The 25,364-nt window shown below is 72.1% G+C and carries 15 protein-coding genes; 9 read left to right on the top strand and 6 right to left on the bottom strand.

Going from position 1 to position 25,364, the window contains the following annotated elements:
- The first annotated feature begins 294 nt into the window (after positions 1-294).
- Together WMF44_RS01010 and WMF44_RS01005 are read left to right on the top strand one after the other, a co-directional pair.
- Positions 295-3,789 (top strand): PD-(D/E)XK nuclease family protein, encoded by a 3,495-nt coding sequence (locus WMF44_RS01010; RefSeq protein WP_437297249.1) that lies wholly within the window; start codon positions 295-297, stop codon positions 3,787-3,789.
- An 83-nt stretch (positions 3,790-3,872) separates the two neighbouring features.
- Entirely contained in the window at positions 3,873-5,084 is a 1,212-nt protein-coding gene (locus WMF44_RS01005; RefSeq protein ID WP_437297248.1) for an ABC transporter permease, read from the top strand.
- 63 nt (positions 5,085-5,147) lie between these two features.
- On the opposite strand, the gene WMF44_RS01000 is transcribed toward WMF44_RS01005, so the two are convergent.
- A complete protein-coding gene (locus WMF44_RS01000) occupies positions 5,148-7,505 on the bottom strand; it encodes an ATP-binding protein (RefSeq protein WP_437297247.1) in 2,358 nt (785 codons plus the stop codon).
- A 486-nt stretch (positions 7,506-7,991) separates the two neighbouring features.
- Between WMF44_RS01000 and WMF44_RS00995 the strand changes: the two genes are divergently transcribed.
- A complete protein-coding gene (locus WMF44_RS00995; protein WP_437297246.1) occupies positions 7,992-9,251 on the top strand; it encodes a DUF4142 domain-containing protein in 1,260 nt (419 codons plus the stop codon).
- Positions 9,252-9,427: 176 nt separating this feature from the next.
- Here WMF44_RS00995 and WMF44_RS00990 read toward each other — a convergent pair whose 3' ends face one another.
- On the bottom strand, positions 9,428-9,853 hold the full coding sequence (locus WMF44_RS00990) for a hypothetical protein (RefSeq protein ID WP_437297245.1): 426 nt from the start codon (positions 9,851-9,853) through the stop codon (positions 9,428-9,430).
- Between the two features lie 156 nt (positions 9,854-10,009).
- On the opposite strand from WMF44_RS00990, the gene WMF44_RS00985 reads away from it, so the two are divergent.
- Positions 10,010-10,708, top strand: a complete 699-nt coding sequence (locus WMF44_RS00985; RefSeq protein ID WP_437297244.1) for a hypothetical protein — start codon at positions 10,010-10,012, stop codon at positions 10,706-10,708.
- A gap of 147 nt (positions 10,709-10,855) precedes the next feature.
- Here the strand turns inward: WMF44_RS00985 and WMF44_RS00980 are convergent, their stop codons facing one another.
- Entirely contained in the window at positions 10,856-11,215 is a 360-nt protein-coding gene (locus tag WMF44_RS00980) for an arsenate reductase family protein (RefSeq protein WP_437297243.1), read from the bottom strand.
- Positions 11,216-11,869: 654 nt separating this feature from the next.
- Here WMF44_RS00980 and WMF44_RS00975 point away from each other — a divergent pair.
- Positions 11,870-13,210 (top strand): sigma-70 family RNA polymerase sigma factor, encoded by a 1,341-nt coding sequence (locus tag WMF44_RS00975; protein ID WP_437297242.1) that lies wholly within the window; start codon positions 11,870-11,872, stop codon positions 13,208-13,210.
- 24 nt (positions 13,211-13,234) lie between these two features.
- Here WMF44_RS00975 and WMF44_RS00970 read toward each other — a convergent pair whose 3' ends face one another.
- From WMF44_RS00970 to WMF44_RS00960, 3 genes are all read right to left on the bottom strand, one after another.
- Positions 13,235-13,876 carry a hypothetical protein gene (locus WMF44_RS00970; protein WP_437297241.1) on the bottom strand — a complete coding sequence of 214 codons (642 nt, stop codon included), beginning with the start codon at positions 13,874-13,876 and terminating at the stop codon, positions 13,235-13,237.
- Positions 13,873-15,084: an RCC1 domain-containing protein gene (locus WMF44_RS00965; protein ID WP_437297240.1), complete on the bottom strand. Its 1,212-nt coding sequence runs from the start codon at positions 15,082-15,084 to the stop codon at positions 13,873-13,875. Before WMF44_RS00965 ends, WMF44_RS00970 begins: the two co-directional genes overlap by 4 nt.
- A gap of 373 nt (positions 15,085-15,457) precedes the next feature.
- The gene (locus WMF44_RS00960) at positions 15,458-16,378 is read right to left on the bottom strand and encodes a transposase (protein WP_437297239.1); all 921 of its coding nucleotides are present in this window, start codon (positions 16,376-16,378) and stop codon (positions 15,458-15,460) included.
- 734 nt (positions 16,379-17,112) lie between these two features.
- On the opposite strand from WMF44_RS00960, the gene WMF44_RS00955 reads away from it, so the two are divergent.
- The 4 genes from WMF44_RS00955 to WMF44_RS00940 all read left to right on the top strand — a co-directional run bounded on the left by WMF44_RS00955 (position 17,113) and on the right by WMF44_RS00940 (position 25,349).
- Positions 17,113-19,551 (top strand): PAS domain-containing protein, encoded by a 2,439-nt coding sequence (locus WMF44_RS00955; protein ID WP_437297238.1) that lies wholly within the window; start codon positions 17,113-17,115, stop codon positions 19,549-19,551.
- A gap of 152 nt (positions 19,552-19,703) precedes the next feature.
- Complete coding sequence (locus tag WMF44_RS00950; protein ID WP_437297237.1) at positions 19,704-22,997, top strand: protein kinase domain-containing protein; 3,294 nt, start codon at positions 19,704-19,706, stop codon at positions 22,995-22,997.
- 102 nt (positions 22,998-23,099) lie between these two features.
- Complete coding sequence (locus WMF44_RS00945; protein WP_437297236.1) at positions 23,100-23,855, top strand: glutathione S-transferase N-terminal domain-containing protein; 756 nt, start codon at positions 23,100-23,102, stop codon at positions 23,853-23,855.
- 234 nt (positions 23,856-24,089) lie between these two features.
- Complete coding sequence (locus WMF44_RS00940; protein ID WP_437297235.1) at positions 24,090-25,349, top strand: PAS domain S-box protein; 1,260 nt, start codon at positions 24,090-24,092, stop codon at positions 25,347-25,349.
- Positions 25,350-25,364 lie beyond the last annotated feature (15 nt).

The following is a 25,364-nucleotide window of genomic DNA, read 5'->3' as shown; positions in this document are numbered from 1 at the left end:
GCGTCTGGCACCGAGCCCTTTGGCAACCTGGACCCCGTGGCGGGCGGGCTGCCTCGGGGGGTACATCGCACCGCACCACGCCTCCGTAGGTGCTGAGGACGACCGAGGACAACCGGCACCGGAGAGGTGCCGCTCCCTCGTTGCTCAACGATCCCATCCCCTCCGCTGCCCTCCACGCGCGACGGGTTTCCTCCCCCTCCGTTCTGTTTCACACTCCGCCAGCCTGCATCGTCGTGCAACGGTCAGCATCGCCTCCGCCCCTCCCGCGGCCTCCGTCGCCTCCCGAGCCCCCCCGTGCCCCACGCCGTCATCACCTCCCCCAGCGCCGCCGCCCGCCTCGATCGGGCCGTGGGCTGGCTGCGCCGCCGGCGCCCCGCCGAGCGCGTGCTCCTCGTCGGCGCCTCGGTCGAGGCCGTGAGCGAGCTCGCCCGCGCGTCGATCCGCGGCCGCCGCGCCACCTTCGGCTGGCACCGGCTGACCCTGGGGCGCCTCGCCGCCGCGCTCGCGATGCCGGCGCTCGCCGAGCGCGGCCTCGTCCCGGCCAGCGCGCTCGCCATCGAGGCCCTCTGCGCGCGCACCCTCGACGGTCTCGCGCAGGACGGGCTGCTCGGCCGCTTCGCCCGCGTCGCGGATCGACCCGGGCTGCCGCGCGCCGTCGCGCGGACGCTCGACGAGGCGCGGCTCTCCGGCGTCGCGCCGGACGCGCTCGCGCCGGCCGATCTGGACCGCATCGCCCACGCGTTCGACGCCGCCCTGGACGACGCGGGGCTCGCCGATCGCGCGATCGTCCTGCGCCTAGCGGCCGAGCGCGCCCGGGCCGCGGACGACGGCGACCCCCGCTCGCGCCACCCGCTGCTCGGGCTGCCGATGCTCCTGCTCGACCTGCCCGTGCGGTTCGCGCTGGAGCGCGAGCTCCTCGAGGCCGTCGCCGCGCGCTCGCCGGACGCGCTCGCCACCGTGCCGGCCGGCGACGCCGCGTCGCTGCGCCACCTGCAGGCGGCGCTCCGATCGCCGCCGCGACGGGTCTCGCTGACCGCGGTCTCCGCCGCGCACGACGGCGCCGGCGCTGGCAATGGCGTGGACGACGGCGCCGACGACGGCGCGGGCGACGAGCCGCCGCCGGTCGCGCCCAGCACCTCGCTCGCGCGCCTGCAGGAGCACCTATTCGACCCGCTGACAGACGATGCCCCCGGGCTCGGCGACGAGGTCGAGATCCTCTCCGCGCCCGGCGAGAGCCGGGAGTGCGTGGAGCTCGCGCGCATCGCGCTGCGCGAAGCCGCCCGAGGCGTGCCGTTCGAGCGGATGGCGATCCTCCTGCGCGCGCCCGAGCAGTACCGCGCGCACCTCGTCGAGGCGCTGCGCCGGGCCGGGATCCCTGCGCACTTCGCGCAGGGCTCGGTGCAGCCCGACCCGGCGGGCCGCGCGCTGCTCGCGCTGCTCGCGTGCGCCGCCGAGCACCTGTCGGCGTCGCGCTTCGCCGAGTACCTCTCGCTCGGGCAGGTCCCCGACGCGACGCCCGCGGGCGAGCCACCGCCGGCCGCGCCCGAGGCCGATCGCTGGGTGCCGCCGGACGACGACCTCTTCCCCGAGCTGCTGCGTGGCGGCTTCGACGAGGCGCCGCCGGACGACGAGATGGCGGGGGAAGATCTCGGGTTCGATCCGCCAGGGAAGAGCTTCAGTCCGGCCGCCCAGAGCCCCGATCCGACAGCCCAGAGCCCCGATCCGGCAGCCCCGACCCCCGATCCTACAGCCCAGGGCCCCGACGCCCCCGTGCACGACGGCACCCTGCGCGCCCCGCGACGCTGGGAGCGCATCCTCGTCGACGCGGCGGTGATCGGCGGGCTCGATCGGTGGGAGGCGCGGCTCTCGGGCTTCGAGCGGGAGCTCCGGCTGGAGCTCGCGCGCGCCCCCGAGGACCGCGACGTCGCGCGCATCGCGCGGACGCTCGCCGACCTCTCGGCCCTCCGCGCCTTCGCGCTGCCGCTGCTCGCGGCGCTGCCCGGCCCGGGCGAGCGCGCGACCTTCGGCGAGTGGCAGCGCCGCCTCTCGGCCCTCGCGACGCGCGCGCTCCGGCGGCCCGAGCGCGTGCTCGCCGTGCTCGCCGAGCTCGCGCCGATGGCCCACGTCGGCCCGGTGGACCTCGGCGAGATCCGCCTCTGCCTCTCGCGCCGCCTCACCGACCTCGTGCTGCCCCCGGCCGCCCGCCGCGACGGGCGCCTCTTCGTCTCGCCCATCGAGGGCGCCCGCGGGCGCTCGTTCGACGTGGTCTTCATCCCCGGGCTCGCCGAGCGGATCTTCCCGCAGAAGGTCACCGAGGACCCGATCCTCCGCGACGCCCTCCGCCGGACGATCGCCGGGGGCGACTCGGGCCTCGACACGAGCGACGACCGCGTGGCGCGCGAGCGCCTCGCGCTCCGGCTCGCGGTCGGCGCGGCCCGGCAGCGGCTCGTCGTGTCGTACCCGCGCGTGGACATGGATCAGTCCCGGCCTCGGGTGCCTTCGTTCTACGGCCTCGAGCTCCTGCGCGCGGCCGAGGGCAGGCTGCCCGGCTTCGGCGAGCTCGAGCGCCGGGCCGAGCAGGGCGGCGCCGCGCGCATCGGCTGGCCCGCGCCCGCGCGGCCCGAGGACGCCATCGACGCGGCCGAGCACGACCTCGCGCTCCTCGAGACGCTCTTCAGCCTGCCGGAGGCGCAGACGGTCGGCACCGCGCGCTACCTGCTCAACGCCAACCCCCACCTCGCGCGGGCGCTCCGGTTCCGCGCGCGGCGCTGGATCCCTGGCTGGACGAGCGCCGACGGGCTGTTCAAGCCGATCGCGGAGGCGCGCGAGGCGCTCGCGAAGCACGCGTTCGGGCGCAGGTCGTTCTCGCCGACCGCCCTCCAGCACTTCGCCGCGTGCCCATACCGCTTCTTCCTCTACGCCGTGCACAGGCTCGCCCCGCGCCCGGCGCCCGAGGCGATCGAGGAGCTCGACCCGCTCCAGCGCGGCCGGCTCGTGCACGACGTGCTCTACGAGGTGCTGGTCGCCCTGCGCGACGCGGGCAAGCTGCCGCTCGGCCTGCCAGCGCTCGACGAGGCGCGGGCCGAGCTCGATCGGGCGCTCGACCGCGTCGCCGCGCGCTACGCGGACGAGCTCGCGCCGGCGATCCGGCGCGTCTGGGACGACGGCATCGCGTCGGTGCGGGCCGACCTCCGGGAGTGGCTGCGGCGCGCCGCGGAGGACCGCGACTGGGAGCCGATCCATTTCGAGCTGTCGTTCGGGCTGCCGCGCCGCCTCACCACCCGCGATCCGGGGAGCTCGGACGCGCCCGTGGAGCTCGACTGCGGCGTCCGGCTCCGGGGCTCGATCGACCTTGTCGAGCGGAGCGTGTGGGGCGCGATGCGGGCGACCGACTACAAGACGGGCAAGGCGCGGGCGCCGCGCGACGCGGTCGTGAGCGGCGGCGGCACGCTCCAGCCGGTCCTCTATGCGCTCGCGCTGGAGAAGCTCATGCCCCCGGGCACGCAGGTCGAGTCCGGGCGGCTCTATTACTGCACCTCCGCCGGCGGGTTCACGGAGGTGCCGATCTACCTGGACGGGCGGGCGCGCGACGCGGCCGCCCAGGTGGCGGGGATCATCGGGGACGCGATCGACAAGGCGGCCCTCCTGCCGATGCCGGCGGAGGGGGCGTGCGCGCAGTGCGATTACCGGCCCGTGTGCGGGCCCTACGAGGAGCTCAGGACCGGGAAGATCAAGCGGCGCGACATCGAGCCGCGGCGGCGGCTGGAGCAGCTCCGACGGCTCGCGTGAGCGCGGGTGTCGCACGGAAGCGTCGCCCCTGGATAGTGGCCCGCGATCGCCGGGGGCGTGGCCGGGGATGTATACACTCCGTCATGCACAGCAAGATCGCTTTGCCCTGCGCCCTCCTCGCGCTCGCGGCGACGGGCACCGGTTGCAATCTCATTTTCGGCATCGAGCCTGGCACGGAGGGGGCTTCCTCCGCTTCCTCGACGACGAGCACCGGACCTGGTGACGGAGGCTCTACCCAGACGTCGGGCGGTGGCAACGGCGGCGACGGCGGCGATGGAACCGGCGGCGACGGCACGGGCGGCGACGGCGGCGATGGCGCCGGCGGCACGCCCTCGTGCCCCCCGTCGAACTGCGCCGTGGGGGAGTGCCCGGTGACGCAGATGCAAGGGGAGCTCGGGTCCAACGTGAAAGGCATGGCGGTCACCCGGGATCTCGTGCTCCTGGCCAACAACCAGGCCATCGTCGCCATCCCGAAGGACGGCGGGGCCGCGCGCACGCTCCCGGGCACCCTCGGCTTCGGGGATACCGCCTGGATCACCTACGCGGGCGGGCAGCTCTCGTGGACCAACTGGAGCAATGGAGACGTGCTGGGGATCTCCATCGAGCCGCCGAGCTCCAGCCCGATCCAGATCGCGCAAGTCCCCCCGCAGGAGAACGGCGATCCGGCGGTCACGGCCTTCGGCCGGATCGCCTCCTTCGGCGACAGCGTCTACTGGGCGACGCAGACGCCTGCAGCCGTCTGGCGGGCCAAGGCCGACGGCAGCCAGGCCGTCGCCGAGCTGGTCGCCTCCGACGACCATCCGATCGGCGTCGCCGTCGACGCGACGCACGTCTACTGGTCCAACTACTGGTCGCGCCAGATCCTGCGCAAGACAAGGGACCCGCTCGGCGAGACCGCCGAGGTCTTCGCGGAGACGAACGGCAACCCGACCACGCTCGTCCTCGCCAACGGCGTCGTGCACTGGGTGACCGACACCAACGGCGCGGTCCAGTCCAAGGCGACGAGCGCGGCGCCGAGCGCCCCGCCCTTCACCACCACGGTCGACGCTCAGGCCGTCGCCAAGTCGCTCGCGGTGGACGACGAGTTCATCTACTGGACCGTTTACATGAACAGCGAGGGGAAAGGCGAGGTGCGGAGGGCGCACCTCGGCATGGGGGACACGATCACCCTCGCGACCGGGCAGCCGTACTTCTTCGAGATCGCCGTCGACTGCGGATCCATCTACTGGAATGTCAACGACGTGGAAGCCGAAGAGGAAGGCGTGGTGTTCCAGATGCCGAAGCCCTCGAACTGAGCACCTCGCCCCCTGACTCCGTCGCTGGTAGCGCGCTCCCGGGCAGCTCGGCGGGCGCGACGACTACCCGGCGCCCTCCGCCTCTTCCCTCCTGGGCCACGTGAACCGGAACGTCGCGCCCCTCTTGCCGTCCGACTCGACCCACGCCCGCCCGCCGCGGCTCTCCACGATCTTTCGCACGATGGCGAGGCCGATCCCCGTGCTCTCCACCTTGTCCCTCGCCTGCAGCGTCTGGAACATCCCCCACACCTTCTCCTGGAACGCAGGCGCGATCCCAGGCCCGTTGTCGGACACGGAGACCTCGACCCTGTCGCCCTGCTCCCGGGCGGACACGGAGACCGCCGCGTCCTCGCGGCCCGCGTGCTTGAGGCCGTTCGTGATGAGGTTCATGAGCACCTGTTGCAAGGGCACCCTGTAGGTCCGCAGGGTCGCGGGCGGCACGTCGAGCGTCACCCGCGCGGGCGGCCTCGGGGCGATGAGCTCGACCACCTCCCTCGCCAGCCTGTCGAGGTCGACGCTCTCCGGCTTCTCGCGGAACCTCGTGGCGCGGGAGTAGGCCAGGATCCCCTCGATCAAGGCCTCCATGCGCCGCACGCGCCCGCGCAGGAGCTCCATCTGATGGCGCGTGTCCGCGGTGAGCTTGTCGGAGAGGTCCTCCTCGATCCACTGGGCGAGGCTCGCGATGCCCCGGAGGGGCGCCTTCAGATCGTGGCTCGTCACGTACGCGAACTGGTCGAGCTCGGCGTTGGTCCGCTCCAGCGCGCGGATGAGCGATTGCGCCTCCTGGAACCGCCTCGCGTTGTCGATCAGCAGGGCGACGCGGTTCGCGAGCTCCTCGGCGAGCGCGACGTCCGCCTGGCTGAAGCGGCGGCCCGACTCCGCGTGGACCAGCGTCAGCGCGCCGATGGTCCGGTCGCGCCCCCGGAGCGGGACGACGACATACGACCTCAACCCGAGCGACCGGATCAGGCGCAGGTGCTCGGGGCTCAGCGCGGCGGACTCGATGGCCGCGTCCGGGATGTCGGCCATCCACTCGGAGCGACCGGCGCGGATCACCGCGGACACGCCCGCCGGGGCGTCGGGCCGGGGCGGGGACATCGCCCGGAGGCGCTCGGCGAGCTCGATCTTCGCGGGATCGCCGTGGTGGACGGCCACGCGCTCGATGGAATCGCCGTTCAGCATGTCGACAGCACACCAGTCGGCCAGGGTGGGGACCGCCAGGTGGGTCAGGTGCGTGAGCCGCGACGCGACGTCGAGCGAGCCGGAGAGCGCGGCGCCCGCCTCGCTCAGGAGGCGGAGCGTCGCCTGCTGCCGCTCGAGCTCCGCCGCGAGCATCTCCGCGCGCGCCCGGGCCTCGCGCTCCCGCTCGAGGAGGCGCGCCCTGTCCAGCGCCGACGCGCACTGCGCCGCCACGCTGAGCAGGAACTCGCGCTCTTCGGGGCTCCACGCCCGCTCGTCCGCGAACGAGAACGCGAGGCCGCCGAGCAGCGCCGCGTGGGCGACGATCGGCAGGACGGCGAGCGCCTTCACGTCGTCGCGGACAGGCCGCAGGGCCGCGAGCTCGGGGTACGCGGCGTGCAGGCTTTGCCTCGTGTCCACCCAGATGGGGCGGCGCTCCCGGAGCGCGTCCGAGAGCGGTAGTCGGGCGTCGAGGGGCACCCTCGCGTAGGGGCTCGCGCGCTGCTCCTCGAGCCCCGAGTGGCCGACGAGCGCCGCGACGCCGGCCGCCTCGTCCGCCGTGTACATCATCGTCGTCGAGGCGCCGAGCACCCGGTGGATGTCGCTCACGACGGCGGCGGAGACCTGCTCGACCGTCACGGCGCCGCTCAGCGCGGTGCTGACCGCGAGCAGCGCCTGGGTGAGCCGGGCGCGGCGATCGAGCTCCTCGACCTGCTTCGTGAGCTGCGCGGCGAGCTCGCCGCGCTCGGCCTCGACCTGCTTGAGGCGCGAGATGTCGGCGAACACCGAGATCCCGCCCTCGAGCTCGCCGCCAGGCCCGATGATGGGCGCGGCGCTCCCGAGGACCATGCCATACGTGCCGTCGAAGCGCTGAATCCGGGTCTCCTCGCTCTCGATGACCTGCCGTTCGGACATCGCGCGGGCCATGGCCCAGTCCTTTGCCTCGTACGGGCGGCCGTCCTCGTGGAAGGCGCGATACAGCGTCCAGTCGTTGATCGATTCGGTCGAGGCGCTGCCGGCCCAGATGCGCTCCGCCGCCCGGTTGTGCAGGACGAGCTTCCCGGACGCGTCGCAGAGGATGACGCCGTGCGGGCTGTGCTCGAGCACGGCGTCGAGCCACCCGCGATCCCGGGACCCCACGGCGCGGAGCCGCTCGAGCTCACGCTTCAGGGCCTCGATGTCCGTCGTGTCGACGCGGGCGGCGGGCCCGGGAGACGGGCCGTTGTGCGCGGAGGTTTTCATAGGATGACGGCGACCGGCGCCTCGGCAGAGGGCCGAGGCGGCGCTCGGTCGGACGTCGCCGGAGCTTACGCGCATCGATGGCGCGGCGGAAGGCGGCGCGCCCCGGCCGAGCGGGTTCCTCGGCCCGCGGCGCGCATGCCCGGCTGCCTGGCGGCGATCCGGCCGCCTGGCAGCTTATCCGGCGCGCGCGGGCGGACGGCGCCGACGGCGGCGGGTCCTCGCGCGGGCGAGTGCCCGAGCGGGTCCTTGGGATCATGGTCGCTCGCCGGGCCGGCCGCTGCGCACCGGCTCGGTCTGGGTCAGCGCCGAGCGGGACTGCGACTCTCGGCGCGATCGCGCAGGGGGCGCAGGGGTGCTCGGGGAAATGACGATGCTGGCTTAGGGCTCCACCTCGCTCACCATCCTCGCTCCCCGAACCCAGATGTTCGGGGCCGATAACTGGCAGGTGAGCGCGACAGCGCGCCGGTGTCGGCCAAGGAGCAAGCAATGATGGGCAATCGTTCAGGTCGCCTCATGGCGATCATGTTCGCTGGGAGCTTTGTCCTCGCGGGGGCCGGCGGCTGCATGGGCAGCGACGATGACGCCGAGGCGAATCGCGATGGAGCGGATGGGCAAGAGCGGACCGGCACGGGCCCCGACGGCAGGAGCCACGGACAGACGGGCCGAGACGGCGCGCGAGGCGCCGGGAGGGGCGGTGGAGCGCAGGCCGGCGGCAGGCAGGCAGGCCGCGAGCAGCCCGGTCATCAAGGCGGCAGACAGGGCGGCGAACGGGCCGGCGGCCAGCGCGCGGGCGACAGGCAGATGTGCGGAGAGCAGGACGGCCATCAAGGCGGCAGGCAAGGGGGCCGCGGACAGATCGGCAGTCAGGGCGACAGGCAGGGAGGCCGCGGAGAGCGCAGCGCGACGCAGCAGCCGTCGGACGCGGAGCTCACGATGCTGATCTCGTTCATCCACCAGAAGGAGGTGGATCTGTCGCAGATCGCCTTGGACAAGGCCGCGTCCCCGGATGTGAAGCGCTACGCCGAGCAGATCGTCGAGGAGCACGCCCAGTCCGAGCAGCTCGGCGCGGGCTCGAGGTTCAAGATGGAGTCGTGCCCGCGCTGCCGGGAGCTCGACGAGAGCTCGACCGAGGTGAGCGGAGCGCTGGAAGAGGAGGAAGGCGCCGAGTTCGACACGGCCTTCATCTGGGCCCAGATCTCCTTCCATCGCCGCGCCCTCGAGCTCCTCGACGTGCCGGGCGTCGCGAACGCGGAGAACGCGAAGATACGAACTCGCGTGAAGGCGATGCGAGCGGACGTCGAGCAGCACCTGACGGAGGCCGAGCAGCTGTTCTGCTTGCTGCTCCACGAGCAGCAGGGAGGCGGCCAGCAGCAACGCGGGCAGCAGGAAGGCACCCAGCCCGGCCAGCAGGAACGCGGCCAGTTCGGCGGGGCGCAAACCGGCCAGCAGCAGGGCATCCAGGTCGGACAGCAGCAGGGCATCCAGGTCGGACAGCAGCAACGCGGACAGGGCAGCCAGATGCAGCCCGGCCAGCAGCAGGGCGCCCAGCTCGGCCAGCAGCAACGCGACCGGCAGCAACGCGGACAGGGCAGCCAGATGCAGCCCGGCCAGCAGCAGGGCGCCCAGCTCGGCCAGCAGCAACGCGACCAGTCCGGCCGGCTGCAACCCGGCCAGCAGCAAAACAGCCAGCAGCAAGGCCCCCAGGCCTACGCGCAACGGCAAGGGGAATCGCAGAAGTCCCAGTAACAGGGCTTCATGTCCCGCAGGGCGGCGGCGACGGCGCCTGCTCGCGGCCTTCGCGAGCGCCGAGCTCCCCGAGCGCGACCCCGCCTACCCGATCCAATAACGGCGTCCATGGTCTCGTGACCGCGATCGCGGGCGAGTAGGCGCCCGCGTGCGGTCGCTCAGGCGAGCCGCGCGCGTCATGAGTCGATCCACGTCCACGGGAAGTCGACCTCCACAAGCGTGTCGGCGCCGTCGAACACGTCGACGCTCTCGACGCGCACGATGTCGCTCATCGCGTCTCCGTCGAAATCCACGAGCCAGACATCGACGTCATAGTACCCCTCGGAGAGGCCGTCGATGGTGAGGCCGAGATCATCGCAGTCCGCCACCGCGTCGAGGACGAGGAAGCCATCCTCGTCCTCGACGCTGACCGCGACCCCGCTCACGTCGTGATCGAAGCACGCCCACGGATCGTCGCTGCCGTCGATGGTCAGGGCGACGGTGAGCGAGCCGCGCGTGAGGTGATCGTGGTCATCGTCATGACCGACGACGATGCACCCCGTGAGCGAGGCAGTGGCGAGGACGCAGCCAGCGAGACCGGTGAGCACCTTCGAAAGTTTCATGAGGTTCGTCTTCCTTTATCCAAGTCTGGCGCTGTCGCGCCGATGCGCGGCACGGCAGCAAGCGCTATACCAGCGAGCGGCGCCCTGCGGTGCCACGCGGCGGCGCCCCGCCTTCGGCGGGTGGCACCGCAATTGCTCCTGTGAACCCCCATGGAGATGAACGTGCCAGTCCTCGATGTTTCCTCCCCCAGCGCTGCGGCGCGCGCTCAGCCGCGCGGCAGCAGGCTCGCCGTGCTGGCCGCGCTCGTTGCGCTCGCGCTCCTCGGCGCGACCGGGTGCGCGGCAGAAGTCCACACCAGGGCCGCTGCGCCGGCGCATGCGACCGTCACGTACCAGGAGTTCGCGGTGTACGAGGAGCCGGTCGTTCACATCGCGGCGGCGCCGGTCCACGTCGAGACCTACCCGCGCGTGTACTACCGCGGCACCTACGTCTACTATGTGGACGGCCGCTGGTACTACCCGTCGCACCACGGCTGGGTCTACTACCGGGACGAGCCGCGCGCCCTGGTCCGCTACCGCGTCGGCTTCGAGCGACACGGCCACCATCACCATCACCATCACCATCACGACGTGCACCGCACAACCACGGTCAGGCCGGCAGCGACGGTCCGGGCGGGGGCCTCGGTCCGGGCGGGGGCCTCGGCTAGGCCGGCAACCTCGGTCAGGCCGGCAACCTCGGTCAGGCCGGCAACCTCGGTGAGGGCGGGGGCGGTGAGGGCGGGGGCGACGGTGAAGGCGGGGGCCTCGGTCAGGCCGGCAACCTCGGTCAGGCCGGCAACTCCGGCGAAGCCGGCGAAGAAGCATCGCGTGGAGCGTCGACGGCACCACGTCGAGGAGAGGCACCCCGAGCGCTGACTGCCGCCTCGTAGTTGGCACAAAATTTGCTTTTGCACCAGCGACGAGGCGGTGACGCGGGTCGCGGCATGACCGCGCTCCCTTCGGGGCCGCCTCGACCCACACGCGGGCCCGGCCTCCCCCGATCCCCTGGCCCGCCCCCTTCCGCTACCCGCCCTTCGCGGCATCGGCGAAGGCCTTCCAAGTCCCCTCGGCCGCGCCCACACAGGCGCGCGTCCCGTCGCGCACGATGGGCGTGCGGAGCAGGAGCGGATCGTCGACGAGGAGCTCCGCGATCCGCGCATCGCTCGGGCCGAGGTGCTGGAGGCCACGCTCCTTCACCCGCGCGCTCTCCGCGTCGTAAAGCGCGCGCATGCCGCCCACCGCGCGCGCTACGCTCGCGAGCTCCCCCTTGGAGAGGCCCTTCTCGCGCAGATCGACGAGCTGCACCTTGATGCCCCGGTCGGCGAAGAACCGCTGCGCCGCCCGCGTCGCTTTGCACTTGGCCGTGCCGAAGATCTGGATCATGCGCGTCGTTCCTCGGTGGAATGGCTACTGCGCGCTCCGGAGGGCAGCGCGGGCGTGGAGCATAGCAACCGCTGCCCGGACGGCGCAGGGCCAGCAGCGCGCCGATTCTTCCGACCTAGGTTGCCGTCCGCTGCCGTCTCGGATCGATCCCGCCCCGTCGCGGCCGCTCCACCAGACAGATGGCGACCTCGCTCCGCCCCCTCCGAGACCGCCCGCTCCGCTCTCGACCGGCCCCGCTCCCCCGCCGGACGGCCCCGGCAACCCGCGGCCTCGCTCCGCCCCCTCCGAGGCCGCCCGTGCCGGTTCGAGAACGCCCCCTCTCGAGGCCCCTCCGCCAGCGCCCTCACGTCGCGCCCTCCAACGCCCGCTTCTCCGCCCCGCAGCGCGATCGAGCGGGACGCGTCCGCTCGCCCGGCGGCGCACACTCGTCCGGCAACGCACACGCGCGCGCCGCCATCCGAGGACAACGAGAACGCGCCCCGCCGAGCCGGGCAACAACACCGAAAAACGCCGTGGAAATGGGCGACGTCGGCGGTCGATTCGTTTTCCTATTTACGTCCTCAGCGGTTAGGATATCGAGGCGCATTGATGATCGTGCCCCCTCACACCCTTCGCGGTCGGGTACGACGCAGCGGCAACACTGGAGCGCATTGAATGAGGTTCCGTCCCTCGCTCTCGACGAGCGAGTCCGAATCGAGTCATCCCGTTTCCATCGCTTCCGCGGGCGGACGCGCGGGCGAGCGCGCGCCAGCTCGGCGCGCGAAGGCCGCCGGCGCGCAAGCCACGCTCGGCGCGACCGAGCTCTACTTCCGGGCGCTCGCCGGCAGCCAGCCGCTTACGCGCGAGGGCGAGGTCGCGATCGGCCGTCGTATCGAGGCGGGCGCGCTCGCCTGCTTCGAGGCGTGGGTCCGGTCGCCCGTCGCGCTGCGCGAGCTCGCCTCGACGGCAGAGGACGTCCAGGTCGGGGCGCTGAGCCTCCGGGATCTGCTGTGCGAGGCCGACGCCGGTGATCCAGAGGCGGACGCCTCCGCGAAGCGGCTCGCGGACCTGCTCGCTCTCGCCCGCTCGCTCCTCGGCCGGCAGATCACCGAGGACGGCGTGGAGACCGCCCTCGCGGGCCTCGCCGCGGGCCTCGCCGAGCTGCGCCTCGATCCGACCTTCGAGGAGCGCATCGAGCGGAGCCTTCGCGCAGCAGCGGCCGAGGCGGACAAGGCGGAGCGCGCCGCGATCGAGGCCACGATCGCGGCGATCGCCCGGGGGCGCCGCGCCGTCGCGCAGGCGAAGTCCGAGCTCGTCCAGGCGAACCTCCGGCTCGCGGTCGCCATCGCGCGGGAGCACCAGCGCTTCGGCGTCCCGCTGCTCGACCTCGTGCAGGAGGGGAACCTCGGCCTGATCCGCGCCGCCGACAAGTTCGAGTACCGCCGCGGCCACCGCTTCGGCACCTACGCCGCGTGGTGGATCAAGCAGGCGATCAAGCGGACGATCCTCAACCAGGGAAAGCCCGTTCGGATGCCGGTCCACCTCACCGCGATCCGGAGCCAGGTGGTGCGCGCTCGGCGAGATCTGGTGCAGGAGCGGGGGCGCGAGCCTTCCGTCGAGGAGATCGCGGAGCGCAGCGGCCTCACCGTGGAGAAGGTGCGGGTGATCAGCGAGCTCGCGCTCGAGCCGCTCAGCCTCGACGCCCCCGTCGGCGAGGAGGGCGATACCCGGTACGGCGATCTGCTGGCCAACGACGAGCCCACGCCCGCGGACATGCTGGCCCGGCGCCGGCTGATCGAGCAGACGCGCGAGCTGCTCGACTCGCTGCAGCCGCGCGAGCGCGAGCTCCTGCGGCGCCGCTTCGGCCTCGACGGCAACGAGGACGAGACGCTCGAGGAGATCGGGCAATCGTTCTCGCTGACGCGGGAGCGCATCCGTCAGATCGAGGCGAAGCTGCTCGAGAAGCTCCGGACGCGCTCGCGGCAGCGAGAGCTCGGCTCCTATCTCGAGGGGTGAGGGCTCGGGAAGCGCCGACGCGCTTCAGAAGCTGTACCCCACCGCCCCGCCCAGCCGGTGAGACGAGCCGGCCGCGTTCTCGTACGCGACCTCGACGTGGTTGGGGACGAGGAAGAGCAGGGTGTCGACGAGCAGGCAGTCGTCCGCGCCATCGCACAGCCGCTCGTCCCGGCTCCCGAAGATCATGCGCCACTTCACGGGCAGGCCGAGGCCGAGGGCCGCGCGCGCGCCGAGCGCGCCGCCGGCCTCGGGGAGCCTGTCGCTCAGCGCCCCGGCGAAGAGGTAGACCGGCGCGACGGCCAGATAGACGTAGTGGTTCATCGTGCCGCTCTCGCCGGCAAAGCCGGCGCGGAGCTCGGGACCGAGCGCGTAGCGCGCGACGCGCACCTCGCCGTCGAAGCCGCGGCGATCGTCAACGTCGGTCGAGCCTGCGCTCGCCGAGAGCCCCGCGGAGAAGTAGGGGAGCCACGACGCGCTGTCGGGGCCGATCGACCCGCACCAGCCGAGGAACAGCCTGCCTTCGACGACCCGCACGCCGCTGCCCGCGCGCGCGCCGAGGGCGAGATCCATCTGAAAGGGCCGCACCGGATCGGCGAGAGCAGCGCCAGGGGCGAGGATGCTGGCGATCCCTGCCACGGCCGCGAGCAGCCACGCGGCGCGCGTCACTGTCGCCCGGTCCCGATCTGGCCTTGGCCGTCGCTGCCCCAGCAGAACACCCCGCCCTCCTCGTCGAGCGCGCAGGTGTGCTCTCGCCCGGCGGCGAGGGCGACCGCGCGCACGTCGAGCGCCGCCCGCACCGGCGCGGAGACCAGGTTGGCCTCCTCGGAGCCGAGCTGGCCGCTCTGGTTGGAGCCCCAGCACACGACGCCGCCGTCGTCGATCAGCGCGCAGCTGTGGCGCCCGCCGGCAACGACGACCTTCGCACTGGCAACGCCCTCGACGAGCGTGACGCCGACAACCTCGTCGGCGCTGTCGACGATGGGCCCGTCGCCGCTCTGGCCGTTGAGGTTCCAACCCCAGCACGCCACCTGTCCCGTGCCGAGGGCAGCGCAGCTGTGGCGCCCGCCCGCCGCAACGTCGGTCGCGCCGCGCACGCCCTCCTTGCGGACAGCTCCGGCGGCACCGTCTCCCCAGCACCACACGTCGCCCTGCGCGTCGAGGGCGCACGCGTGCGCTTCGCCGGCGGCGACGCGCGTCACGCCGCGCAGCGGGAACCCACCCAGGTCGAGGACGAGCGCGGGCTCGCTCCTCACGACGGTCTCGGGATCGGCGCCGAGCTGGTGGCTCCGGTTGTCACCCCAGCAGACCACGGTGTCGGCGCCACGCACGGCGCACGTGAACCCGAGCGATGGGTCGTCCGCCTCCACGAGCCCGCCGGCCGCGAGCTCAACCACGTCCTCCAGGCCGGGCACGTCGCGCGGTGGCACCGGGCAACGCCCACCAGCCACGACGTCCGCGCCCCCGGAAGTGTCGCCGCAGCCCGCCGGCACGACGCCGAGGGAGCCGCCCACGTCATCCCCCCAGCACCTGACCCTCCTCTCGTCGAACAGCGCGCACGTGTGCCGCGGACCAGCGGCGAGACGCACGGGGTCCGCGGCGAGCGAGACCCACCTCGGGGAGGTACTCAGCGAGCCGATGGAAACGTCGCCAAGCTGGCCCGCGTCGTTGTCGCCCCAGCACGCGGTATTACCGTTCCTGAGAATCGCGCAGGTATGGTAGGCACCGGCGACGATCTGCGCCGCGGGTTCGAGCGCCTTCACGCGCACGGGGGTGAAGTGGTAGTCCTCCGAGCAGCCACCGGCGAGGGGCGCCGTGATGAGCAGCGAGGCGGCCGCCCGCCGTCGGGAGGTGAGACCTCTTTGTCCGATCATCATTCGCCTCGTGCGCGTGCCTGCATGAACGACCCTACCCAGGTTGCGCCGCACCCGAAAACGACAAAACGACTGACCTACGTTGCGATGCCACCAGCGGCCGGGGGGCGGCGGCGACCCACCCCGGAATGACTATCACATGGGTCCACCTTTCGAGAGGAATCATTCCGCTCGGCCAACCATCGCGTACAGCACTCTGCCCCTGACGCCGCTTCCTCTGCGTTCGGCACCGCCTGCAGACACACGACAGCACGGGTATACCGCCACACGAAATTCATCCGTCCACACCGCCGGTCCCAGACGGACGCGCCCCACGACAAGGCACCGATACCCTCGCCCGTCCCGTCCGCCTCCCTGCCACGGCGCCGCCAGGGCTCTACACCGTGAGCACGACGCCGGCCACGCTGGCGCCGTGAAACGTGCGCATCCACCACGTCCCCGCGGGGAATACAGCGCTGCGTACGCCGGCACGCCATCGCTCCAGTGCCGCACGGTACGACGCTCGAAACGCACGCACAGCGGCACCAGCGATTCGCCACGCATCTCCCTGCTCGCGACCCACCGCAAACGTCGGATTGCCGTCGCGCAGCGGCTCGAAGCTCGTCACGCGCTCGTAAGGGGACACCTTGCCGGCTCCCTCGGCGCCCAAGAAGCGAAGCCCTCGCCGCTGTACCTCCGCGTGGGCCCGCGCTTCGTGTCGCTCGAGCTCGGCAGAGACGTCCTGGCGGAAGCCCTCCGCGCTGTCCTGCTCGATGGCCGGCGGCAGCGCGAGCGAGATCGTCGCTTCCTCGGGCCACTGGGGGTTTTCCGGGTCGAGATACACCGAAGGGCGTGCCGCGCGCAGCACGCCGCGACCGAGCTCGTCCACATCCACCTTGGCGCCCGGCCACTCGCGCGCATGCTGCACCAGACCAGCGGCAACAGGATTCGCCATGACATAAGCAATCTTCTCCACCACCGCTGCGCGCGTCAGCAGCCGCACCACGCTCGTGGCCTCGTGGTCCCATACCGGGCCTTCCCACCCGCGAAGCACCTTCGTGCCGAGCGCGACGATGCGATGGAAGAATTGCAAGAACCGCGGCAGGACGCCCCTCGAGTCGGTCACGACCAGGTGCAGATGCGTTGACATGGCGCAGAGCGCATGGACCTCGATGTCGTAACGGCGAGTCGACACCGCGAGGACGTAGACCAAGAGCTGGGTGATTGCCGCATCCGGGCGGAAGAGCAGGTGCCGGCGCAGGACGCGACGGGTGATGAGGTAGGTGGCTCCGGCAACGATCTCGCGGGGCTGGCTCATGACAGGCGCAATAAGACAAGCGCCGTGCCAGGGATTTCCATCAATCATTTCGCGGCTCGACCAAGCTTTGTGGGTGGCGGCCGCCTGGCGGTCCGCCACCTAAGCTGGAGCTGTTGCTACTACTACTAGCCCAACCTGGGTTGCGGTTAGTCCGACTGCAGCCAGGTCGGGGCCACCGCCGCGCCGCCAACCTGGGTCGTTCCGCGGGTCCGCGCCGCCAACCTGGGTCGGGTCCGCCGGTCCGCGCCGCCAACCTGGGTCGGGTCCGCCGGTCCGCCCAGCACGCCCGGGTGCGCTCGACCCCTACAGCGACGATGAGAGGTTGCCGTCAGTATGCAACTCGTCCACGCACTTCAAGAGGCGCGCGGGTGCTTGGCCTTCGCCACGAGGAAGCGACGCTGCCCAGTAGCCGCCTCCCAGCGCGCTGGCCGCTGCGCATTTCCTCCCCGGCGTCCTCCTCAGCCAGCGCGGGCGCGGCACAGCCGCCGCCGGGCCTGCACCGGCCCGGACCCTGGACGGCTGCGTGAACCAGGTTGCGGCGCGAAGGCGCGTGAACCAGGTTGCGGCGCGAAGGCTCGTGATAGTCTCGCTTCGCGCCCACCAGGATCCGGGTAGAAGGCGCGAGGGGCGGATTGAACAGCGACGACAGAGGGCGCCGAGCCGAACGGGGTGGACCGTCCAGGGATCGACACCGCGGGGATCCGCCGGCGTCGGGCGACACGCTCGCCCGCGCCGTGGCCGACGCGTCGATGGCCCTCTCGCGCGCCGGCGATGACGGTCCGCAGCAAGCGATCGTGGCGGCGGCGGCGCGCCTCCTCCACGTCGACATCGCCTGCCTCTACGATGTCGCGCAGGTGCCGCACACGCTCGGGCTCGTCGCCTGCGCGGGCGGCAGCGCGGGCTCGCTGGACGCCCTCCGGCGCCTGCCGCTCGACGCCCCGAGCCTCGCCGGCGCCGCCGCCCGCTTGAACATCGCGCAGGTCGCGCCCGAGGACGAGAGCGCCGACGCGCTCCTGGACGCCGGCCACCTGCACCGACGTTGCGGCTGCACCCGCGCCTTCGCGATCCCCATCACCTTTGCCGGCACCCTGCGCGCGGTGCTGCTCTGCGCCACGGCGCAGCCCGACCCCCCGCAGACCGAGCTGCTCGAGATCGCGGGCGTCCTGTCGAGCCTCTTCGGGATGGCGCTCGCCGCCCCCGAGCTGTACGCCCAGCGCGCACGGATCGAGGAGCTCGAGCGGGAGAACCACGAGCTCGAGCGCTCGCGCGAGCAGCTCCACGCGACGATCGCGGAGGCCAGGCAGACAGAGACCGCGCTCCGGTTGAGCGAGGACAGCCTCGCCCGCGCGCAGAGGTTGGCGAAGCTGGGCAACTGGGACTGGCACATTGCGAGCAACGAGCTGCTCTGGTCCGACGAGTGTTATCGGATGCTGGGCCTGTCCCGCGACGCCGGCGCGCTCACGTACGAGCGGTTCCTCGCCTGCATCCACCCGGAGGACCGCGAGGGTGTGATACGCTCCGTCGACCTCGCGCTCCAGGGCACCCTGCCCTATTGCGTCGATTACCGGATCGTCCGCCCGAACGGCGAAGAGCGCTCCCTCCACACCGAGGCGGACGTGATCCGCGCCGAGGACGGCTCTCCGCTGCGGATGATCGGCACGGCGCTCGACGTCACCGAGCAGCGGCGCGCCGATCGCGCCTTGCGGCTCAGCGAGGAGCGCCTGCGGATGATCGCGGAGCACGCGAGCGACGTCATCTTCCATATACGGCTCGGCCCGGAGGGGGGCTACGAGTACATCAACCCCGCCGTCCTCGAGCACACCGGCTATCCGCCCGCCGCCTGGTACGAGAACCCTGAGCTGTTCGTCACCCTGATCCATCCCGAGGACGTCGGGCGCTATCATGCGTTCGTCGAGCACATGGCCGCGGCCGGCGGCCGGCTCACCTTCCGCATCATCGACAGGAGCGGTCGGACCCGCTGGGTCTCGACCCACATCACGATCCAGCACGACGAGCACGGAAACTCGATCGCCGGGATCGGCATCTCGCGCGACGTCACCACGGAGAAGCTCGCCGACGAGGAGCGCGAGCAGCTCCTCGGACAGCTCGCGGCCGAGCGGCGCTGGCTCCACGCGGTCATCGAGCGCTCGCCTGTCGGCATCCTCCTCCTCGACCGGGCCGGCGCGCAGATCGCCCGGAATCGCCGCGCCCAGGAGCTCGCCGGGACAGACTCGCCGCCCGGGCCCCCGGGCGCATGGGGCCTGTGCCTGCCCGACGGGCAGCCCCTCATGGACGAGGAGCAGCCGTCGGCGGGCGCGCTGCGAGGCGAGGTCACGAGCTCGAGGGAGCTGTCGCTCCGGCGCGCCGACGGCAGCATGCTGGCGGTGCTCGCGAGCGCTGGCCCCATCGTCGACGGGAACGGCAAGCTGCTCGGCGCGGTCGTCGTCTTCGACGACATCACCCGGCTCAAGGAGCTCGAGCGGCTCAAGGAAGAGTGGACGTCGGTCGTCGCGCACGACCTGAAGCAGCCCGTGACGACGATCATCGGCTACGCGACCCAGCTCGAACGGAAGCCCCAGGTCACGACCGCGGTAAAGACGAGGGCGGGGCACATCCTGGCGAGCGCCAAGCGGCTCGGGCGGATGGTCTCCGATCTCACGGACATCTCCCAGATCGAGTCGCGTCGCCTCGCGATCGAGCGCACCCCCATCGACCTGCGCGCGCTCGTGGAGGCGGTCGTCGAGCGGATGGAGAGCGAGACCGAGGGGCGCGTTGTCGACGTCGAGAGCCGCGGGGAGATCCCGATCGTGCGCGCGGACGCCGGGCGCGTCGAGCAGGTGCTCAGCAATCTCATCTCCAACGCCGTCAAATACGGTGATCCAGAGACGCCGATACAGGTGGCGCTGGAGCGGCGCGGCGACGCGGTGCAGATCTCCATCCGGAACAGCGGCCGCGGGATCCCGGCCCAGGACCTCCCGCTCCTGTTCGAGCGCTTCTTCCGGGGAAAGGCGAAGGAGGAGCGCGTTGTCGGCCTCGGCCTCGGCCTGTACATCGCGAAGGGGCTGGTCGAGGCCCACGACGGCAAGATCTGGGTCGAGAGCCCCGAGGGCGGCCACACGACGTTCCATTTCACGCTTCCGGTGGGCGCGGCGCCGCGCCGGGATGCAACGTAGCCACGAGCCGCCCGGCCCTCGGCGTCGCCGCCTGGGGCCTGGTGACCGGCGTCGCGATGGTCGAGAGCGGGCCCACGGCGCCGCCCGCGGCGCGCATGCAGGCGCGGGCGCGCAGGTTCTCCTGAGGCGCCAAGGCTGGTACGCTGGGCGACATGTCGGATGAGAGTGCCCGCCGTCCGCACCAGGCCACCAAGCCATCCGCTCGCGGGAGCGACTCGACCGGGGCCAGGGGCGTTGGCCCGGGGGATGTCGTCGGCCAGCACTTTCGGATCGACGAGCTCCTGAAGAAGGGAGGCATGGGCCGGGTCTACCGGGCAACCGATCTTCGCCTCGGCGAGCCGATCGCGCTCAAGCTGATGGATCCGGCGATCGTCGGCACGGAGCGGGCGCGCGCCCGCTTCTTCCGCGAGGCGCAGACAGCGGCGAGGCTGCGGAGCAAGAACGTCGTGCAGCTCCTCGACTTCAACGTCGATGCAGCCACGCAGGTGCCTTACATCGCCATGGAGCTCCTTCGCGGCGAGGACCTGGCCCAGCGGATCGCCCGCGGGCCGCTCTCCTACGAAGAGACGAAGGCGATCCTCGGCGATGTCTGCAGCGCGATCGCCAAGGCCCACCGCATGGACATCATCCATCGCGACATCAAGCCGGCCAACGTCTTCCTCGTCGAGGACGACGATGGCCCGCTCTGCAAGGTCCTCGATTTCGGGATCGTCAAGCTCGGTGACCTCGGGCTCGACCCCCAGGGAGCGCCGCAGACGGACGCCGGCGCCACCCTGGGCACGGTGAGCTACATGAGCCCGGAGCAGATCGCCGACGCCCGCGGGGTCGACCTCCGCGCGGACCTGTGGTCTATCGGCGTGATCGCCTACGAGTGCATGACCGGGCAACGGCCCTTCCGCGGCGAATCGCTCTTCGAGCTCGTCCACAAGATCTGCTTCGATGTCCCGGCCCCGCCGTCGCGCCTGGCGGACGTCCCGAGCGGCTTCGACGCCTGGTTCGCCCGGGCGACCCACCGCGACCTCGACCGCCGGTTCACCTCCGCCCGCGAGCTCATCGAGGCCCTCCGGGCGCTCGCCTGGCGCCCGCCGGAGCCGCCCCTGCCCCAGCCCCGGCCCCCGCCGCCCGAGCCCCCCACGAACCAGAGCTGGGCCTCGGACGCCAACCAGATCGATATCGGCGCCCTCAAGGACCTGACCTTCAAGAACGCCGTGGTCCGGGAGTTCCTCGACAGCGCCAACAAGCACTTTGTCTCGGGGAGCAAGGGGCTCGGCAAGACCCTCCTCCTCACGTACAAGCGCTCGGTCCTCAGCGAGATCTACCTGGCGGCGACCGGCCGCGAGCGCCGCCACGCCGCCGTGCAGTTCATCCCGGAGGGGCGGCCGTACCTCGATCTGATGGGCGATCTGCCCACCGTCGATCAGACCCGGAGCGACCTCATGTCGGGCCTCCACGAGTGCAAGCGGCTCTGGAGCTTCAGCTTCCGCATGTCGATCGTCTCCTACCAGTCCGCGGCCGCCGGCGCCGGCGATCCCGCGGATCTGGCGCCGCTCCCCCGGAGCCTGCGCGGGCTCCTGGAGGGCCGTCCGGTCGAGCCGACGATGGTGCTGAAGGAGCTGCTCTCGCTGACCGTACGCCAGATCAACCAGGTCGTCGACGCGATGGAGCGCCCGCTCGAGCGGCGGCTCCGCTCGCTCCACAGCGGCGTCTTCATCTTCATCGACAAGCTCGATCAGGCGCTCCGGCGGCTCCCGCGCGCCGCGTGGATCCACATGCAAGCGGGGATGATCGAGGCCGCGTGGGATCTGATGAACGCCAACCGGCACGTCAAGATCTTCGCCGCCATCCGCGAGGAGGCGTTCTCCGCCTACGAGTCCGACATCAAGACCAACCTCTACGGCGCGACGTCGACGCTCCGCTACGCCAAGCACGAGCTCTTCGAGCTGCTCGAGAAGCTCACGTATTATTACGAGCGGCTGCCGCTCCGCGAGTTCATCCACCTCGACGTGGTGAGCGCGGGGCGCTCGGCCCGCGGCGAGTCGACCTTCGACTTCCTCCACCGCCACACCCTCGGGCGGCCGCGCGACCTCGTGATCCTCGCCTCGGAGATCTCGCGCAACCGAAAGGCGCTCGACGAGCGGACCTTCACGCAGATCGTGCAGAGCACGAGCGCCGGCCTCCTCGTGGCCAACATCTTCGACGAGATGCGGGTCTTCCTCGAGGTGCTCTGTCACCGCGACAAGCGGGCTCGCTTCCTCGGCCTCCTCCCCTGCGACGTCCTCACCCACGACGAGGTGGTCGAGGTCTGGTGCAGGTTTCACGAGGTCGATCGCGCGTTTTACGACGCCCACGGCCGGGACGCCGACGACGTCTACCACCCTTTTCGCGAGCTCTTCGAGTGCGGCCTCCTCGGGGTGCTCGGCGCCGATCCGGGGGCCGAGCGCCAGGTCCAGCGCTTTCGCCAGCCGCACGACGCCGTCGTCGGCTCGCGCCACGAGCTGCCGCGCTCGCGGTATTACCTGCTCCACCCCTCCCTCCGCGCGTTGATCGAGCCGCTCCCCGGCGGCGGCCGGTTCCACGCGATCCGCCACGTGATCATCGGCCACGGGGAGCCCTGGCCCCGCCACTGGGACCTCGTGGTCGACGTCCAGCGCGAGCTCTTCCGGCGCCCGGACGCCGACGAGGAGATCGGCGGGGCGGTGTTCTCGCTCCTCGACCGCCTCGCGACGGAGATCGCCGACGGCGAGGCTCCAGACGCCGCGCGCCGGGCGATCGCCGCCTCCCCCACCTTCGCCCGCCTCAGCGCGCACCTCGAGCGGATCCACTGGGACGATCTCCACCTCACGCTCCTCGAGCTCTTCCCCGACGAGCGGCGGGAGGAAACGGAGCCGACCGACCGGGTCGAGGTGGCGATGCTGCTCATCGACATCGTCCGGTCGACCCACATGATCCGCAGCATCGGCGACACCGGCTTCGTCGACCACCTTCACCGGCTCCGCGGCTCCCTCCGAGGGGCGACGAACCCGCGCCTGCTGAAGGGGACCGGCGACGGGTACCTCGCTGTCTATCCCACGGTGGCCCGCGCCGTCGACGCGGCCCGCGTGCTCCGCCGCGCCGTCGACGACCCCGCCCAGCTGCGCCTCGTCGTCCACTGGGGCTGGGTGCGCATGAGCGATCACGACGTCATCGGCACCGAGGTCCACCGGCTCTTCCGCATCGAGGCGGTCACCGAGGAGGATCGCGCGGACGAGCCGAGCTCCGGGATCGGCCTGCCGCGCCCCGGCCGCGTGACGCTCTCGCGCTCCGCGGCCGCCGCGCTCCCCGACCCGTCGCGCGCGGACTTCCGCCGCGCGGGCGCGTTCCGGCTCAAGGGGTTCGACGATCCCGAGTCGATCTGGGTGGAGACCGACGAGACCGACGAGACCGACGAGGCCGACGCCTGCCCGTGAGATCGCCCGCGGTGAGCCGGAGGGCCCACCGGCGGGCCGCGCCCGCTGCCCGCGAGCGTTCGGCCGGAGGCGCGCGGCGGTGTGTGGTAGCCTGCCGGCGCCATGACCGAGCTCCTTGGCCTCGTTTTCTCGCCGTGGACGGAGAAGGCCCGCTGGGCGCTCGACGTCCGGCGCGTCCCCTACACCTTCCGGCACTTCCAGCCGCTCGTCGGTGAGCCGGCGCTCCGGGTGAAGCTCCGCCGGCTCACGGGCCGTGTCTCGGTGCCTGTGCTCACCACCGATGACGGGCGCGTGCTCGGGGACTCGGCCGACATCGCGCGCTGGGCAGACGGGCGCGGCGCGGGACCGACCCTGTTCCCTGTCGAGCACGAGGCCGACATCGCGCGGCTCATCGATCTATCGGAGCGCGGCCTCGCCGCCGGGCGCGCCCGCGCGCTGAGGCGCATGCTGGCCGACGACGAGGCGCTCGCCGAGATGGCGCCGAGGCCGATCCGCCGCGCGCTCCGCCCCCTCGCCTCGCGGCTGGGCGCGCTGGGGGTCGCCCGCACCCTCCGCAAGTACGAAGGCGACAAAGCCGACGGCGAAGCGCAGCGGCAAACGCAGGTCGCCGTGCTGGAGGAGATCCGCGAGATGCTCGCGCGTGCGGCGCCGTCCGGAGACGCGCCGCGGACGCTCCTCGGCCGCTTCACGTTCGCCGATATCGCGATGAGCCAGGTCCTCGTGAACGTGGCGCCGCCCGCCCAGCTGAAGCTCGGCGCCGCCAGCCGCCGGTGCTTCTCCGACCCCGACCTGCGCGATCGCTACGACGACCTGATCGCGTGGCGCGACGAGCTCTACCGCGCCTTCCGCACGAGCTGACCTGCCCGGTCGGGCGAGCGCGGTATTTCGAGCGCGGTGAAGCCCGGCCAAACCAGCATGGCAATGTGCTTCATCAAGGGGCTCTCTCCTTCAGGCGTCGAGTGAGACTGACCGGGAGCGCGGTCGCCCAGCGTGCCCCCACCGACCGCTGGCAGGCTCGCCCGCGACGCTCGGCCTCGCGTCGCGCCAGAGGCTCGATCGTGGACGCCGGATCTGATAGCGGTGGAATTCACCATGAAACAAGCGTGGCAAACGGACGAGCTGGGCCGCTTCTTGGAGATGTCCGTGGATCTGATCGGCATCGCCGGTTATGACGGGCATTTCAGGCGGGTTGGCCAGGCGTGGGAGCGCACGCTCGGGTTCTCGCGCGAAGAGCTCTTGTCGACGCCGTTCATCGACTTCGTGCACCCCGACGATCGAGAGCGCACGCTGGCCGAGTCGGCGCAGGTGTTCGCCGGCAGCGGCAGCGTGACGTTCACGAACCGCTACCGGTGTCGCGACGGCTCTTATCGATGGATCGAGTGGAACTCGTCGGTTCACCCGGAGGAGGAGCTCGTCTATTTCGTCGCTCGTGATATCACGGATCGCAAGCGTGCGGAGGAGTCGCTGCTCGAGGCCGAGTCCCGGTTCCGGGCGGCGATCGAAGGGAGCCTGGACGCCTTCTTCGTGCTCCGGAGCGCGTTCGACGAGGCCGGGACGCTCGTGGATTTCGTGATCACCGACGCCAACCAGAAGGCCCTCACGGGGCTGTCGTTGCCCCGCGAGGAGATCGTCGGCAAGCGGCTCAGCGAGATCTCGCCCGCCTCGCGCCGGCAGCTGGACAAGTACACGCGCGTCGCTCGGACCGGCGAGCGGCTCCTCGAGGAAGAGCAGAGCGAGGGTCCAGCGCACAAGGATGTGTGGTTCCAGCATCAGGTCATCCCGCTGAGCGACGGTGTCGCGATCACGATCAGGGACATCACGCCCTTCAAGCAGCTGGAGGCCGAGCTCAGGGAGGCGCTCCAGCGCCGGGCGATCCACGCGGAGGAGCTCGAGGAGAAGAACCGCCTGCTCGCGGCGGAGAACGCCGAGCGCGAGCGCACCGAGGCGCTGATGCGGCAGCAGCAGGAGACGATGCGCGCCATGTCCACGCCCATCATCCAGGCGTGGGAGGGGGTCCTCGTGCTGCCGATCATCGGGACCGTGGAGACCGGGCGGGCGAATGACATCATGGAGCGGCTGCTCACCGAGATCGTGCGGACGAGCGCGCGCTTCGCCATCCTCGACCTGACCGGCGTGAGCGCGGTGGACGCCGCGACCGTGGCGCACCTCCTCGCCGTGGTGCGCGCGGCGAACCTCCTTGGCAGCAGCTGCCTCGTCTCCGGGATCTCGCCCGAGATCGCGCGGACGATGACGGAGCTCGGCGCGGCGGATGGCGGGTTCAAGACCTTCGGCGTGCTCCAGAGCGCCTTGCGTTACGCGCTCTCCCGCTGCGGCGCCGAGGGCGCGCGGTGAGCCGCCCGGGCGCGC

This window comes from Sorangium sp. So ce426 (assembly GCF_051475585.1).
Taxonomy (GTDB): Bacteria; Myxococcota_A; Polyangia; order Polyangiales; family Polyangiaceae; genus Sorangium; species Sorangium cellulosum_B.
The sequence above is the reverse complement of the archived record's forward strand: the minus strand, read 5'-3'. Positions and strand labels throughout refer to the sequence as shown.

Coding starts and splice junctions, on each gene's coding strand:
- WMF44_RS01005 (WP_437297248.1), top strand. CDS start 3,873: ATGCACAGCAAGATCGCTTTGCCCTGCGCCCTCCTCGCGCTCGCGGCG.
- WMF44_RS01000 (WP_437297247.1), bottom strand. CDS start 7,505: ATGAAAACCTCCGCGCACAACGGCCCGTCTCCCGGGCCCGCCGCCCGC.
- WMF44_RS00995 (WP_437297246.1), top strand. CDS start 7,992: ATGATGGGCAATCGTTCAGGTCGCCTCATGGCGATCATGTTCGCTGGG.
- WMF44_RS00990 (WP_437297245.1), bottom strand. CDS start 9,853: ATGAAACTTTCGAAGGTGCTCACCGGTCTCGCTGGCTGCGTCCTCGCC.
- WMF44_RS00985 (WP_437297244.1), top strand. CDS start 10,010: ATGAACGTGCCAGTCCTCGATGTTTCCTCCCCCAGCGCTGCGGCGCGC.
- WMF44_RS00980 (WP_437297243.1), bottom strand. CDS start 11,215: ATGATCCAGATCTTCGGCACGGCCAAGTGCAAAGCGACGCGGGCGGCG.
- WMF44_RS00975 (WP_437297242.1), top strand. CDS start 11,870: ATGAGGTTCCGTCCCTCGCTCTCGACGAGCGAGTCCGAATCGAGTCAT.
- WMF44_RS00965 (WP_437297240.1), bottom strand. CDS start 15,084: ATGATGATCGGACAAAGAGGTCTCACCTCCCGACGGCGGGCGGCCGCC.
- WMF44_RS00960 (WP_437297239.1), bottom strand. CDS start 16,378: ATGAGCCAGCCCCGCGAGATCGTTGCCGGAGCCACCTACCTCATCACC.
- WMF44_RS00950 (WP_437297237.1), top strand. CDS start 19,704: ATGTCGGATGAGAGTGCCCGCCGTCCGCACCAGGCCACCAAGCCATCC.
- WMF44_RS00945 (WP_437297236.1), top strand. CDS start 23,100: ATGACCGAGCTCCTTGGCCTCGTTTTCTCGCCGTGGACGGAGAAGGCC.
- WMF44_RS00940 (WP_437297235.1), top strand. CDS start 24,090: ATGAAACAAGCGTGGCAAACGGACGAGCTGGGCCGCTTCTTGGAGATG.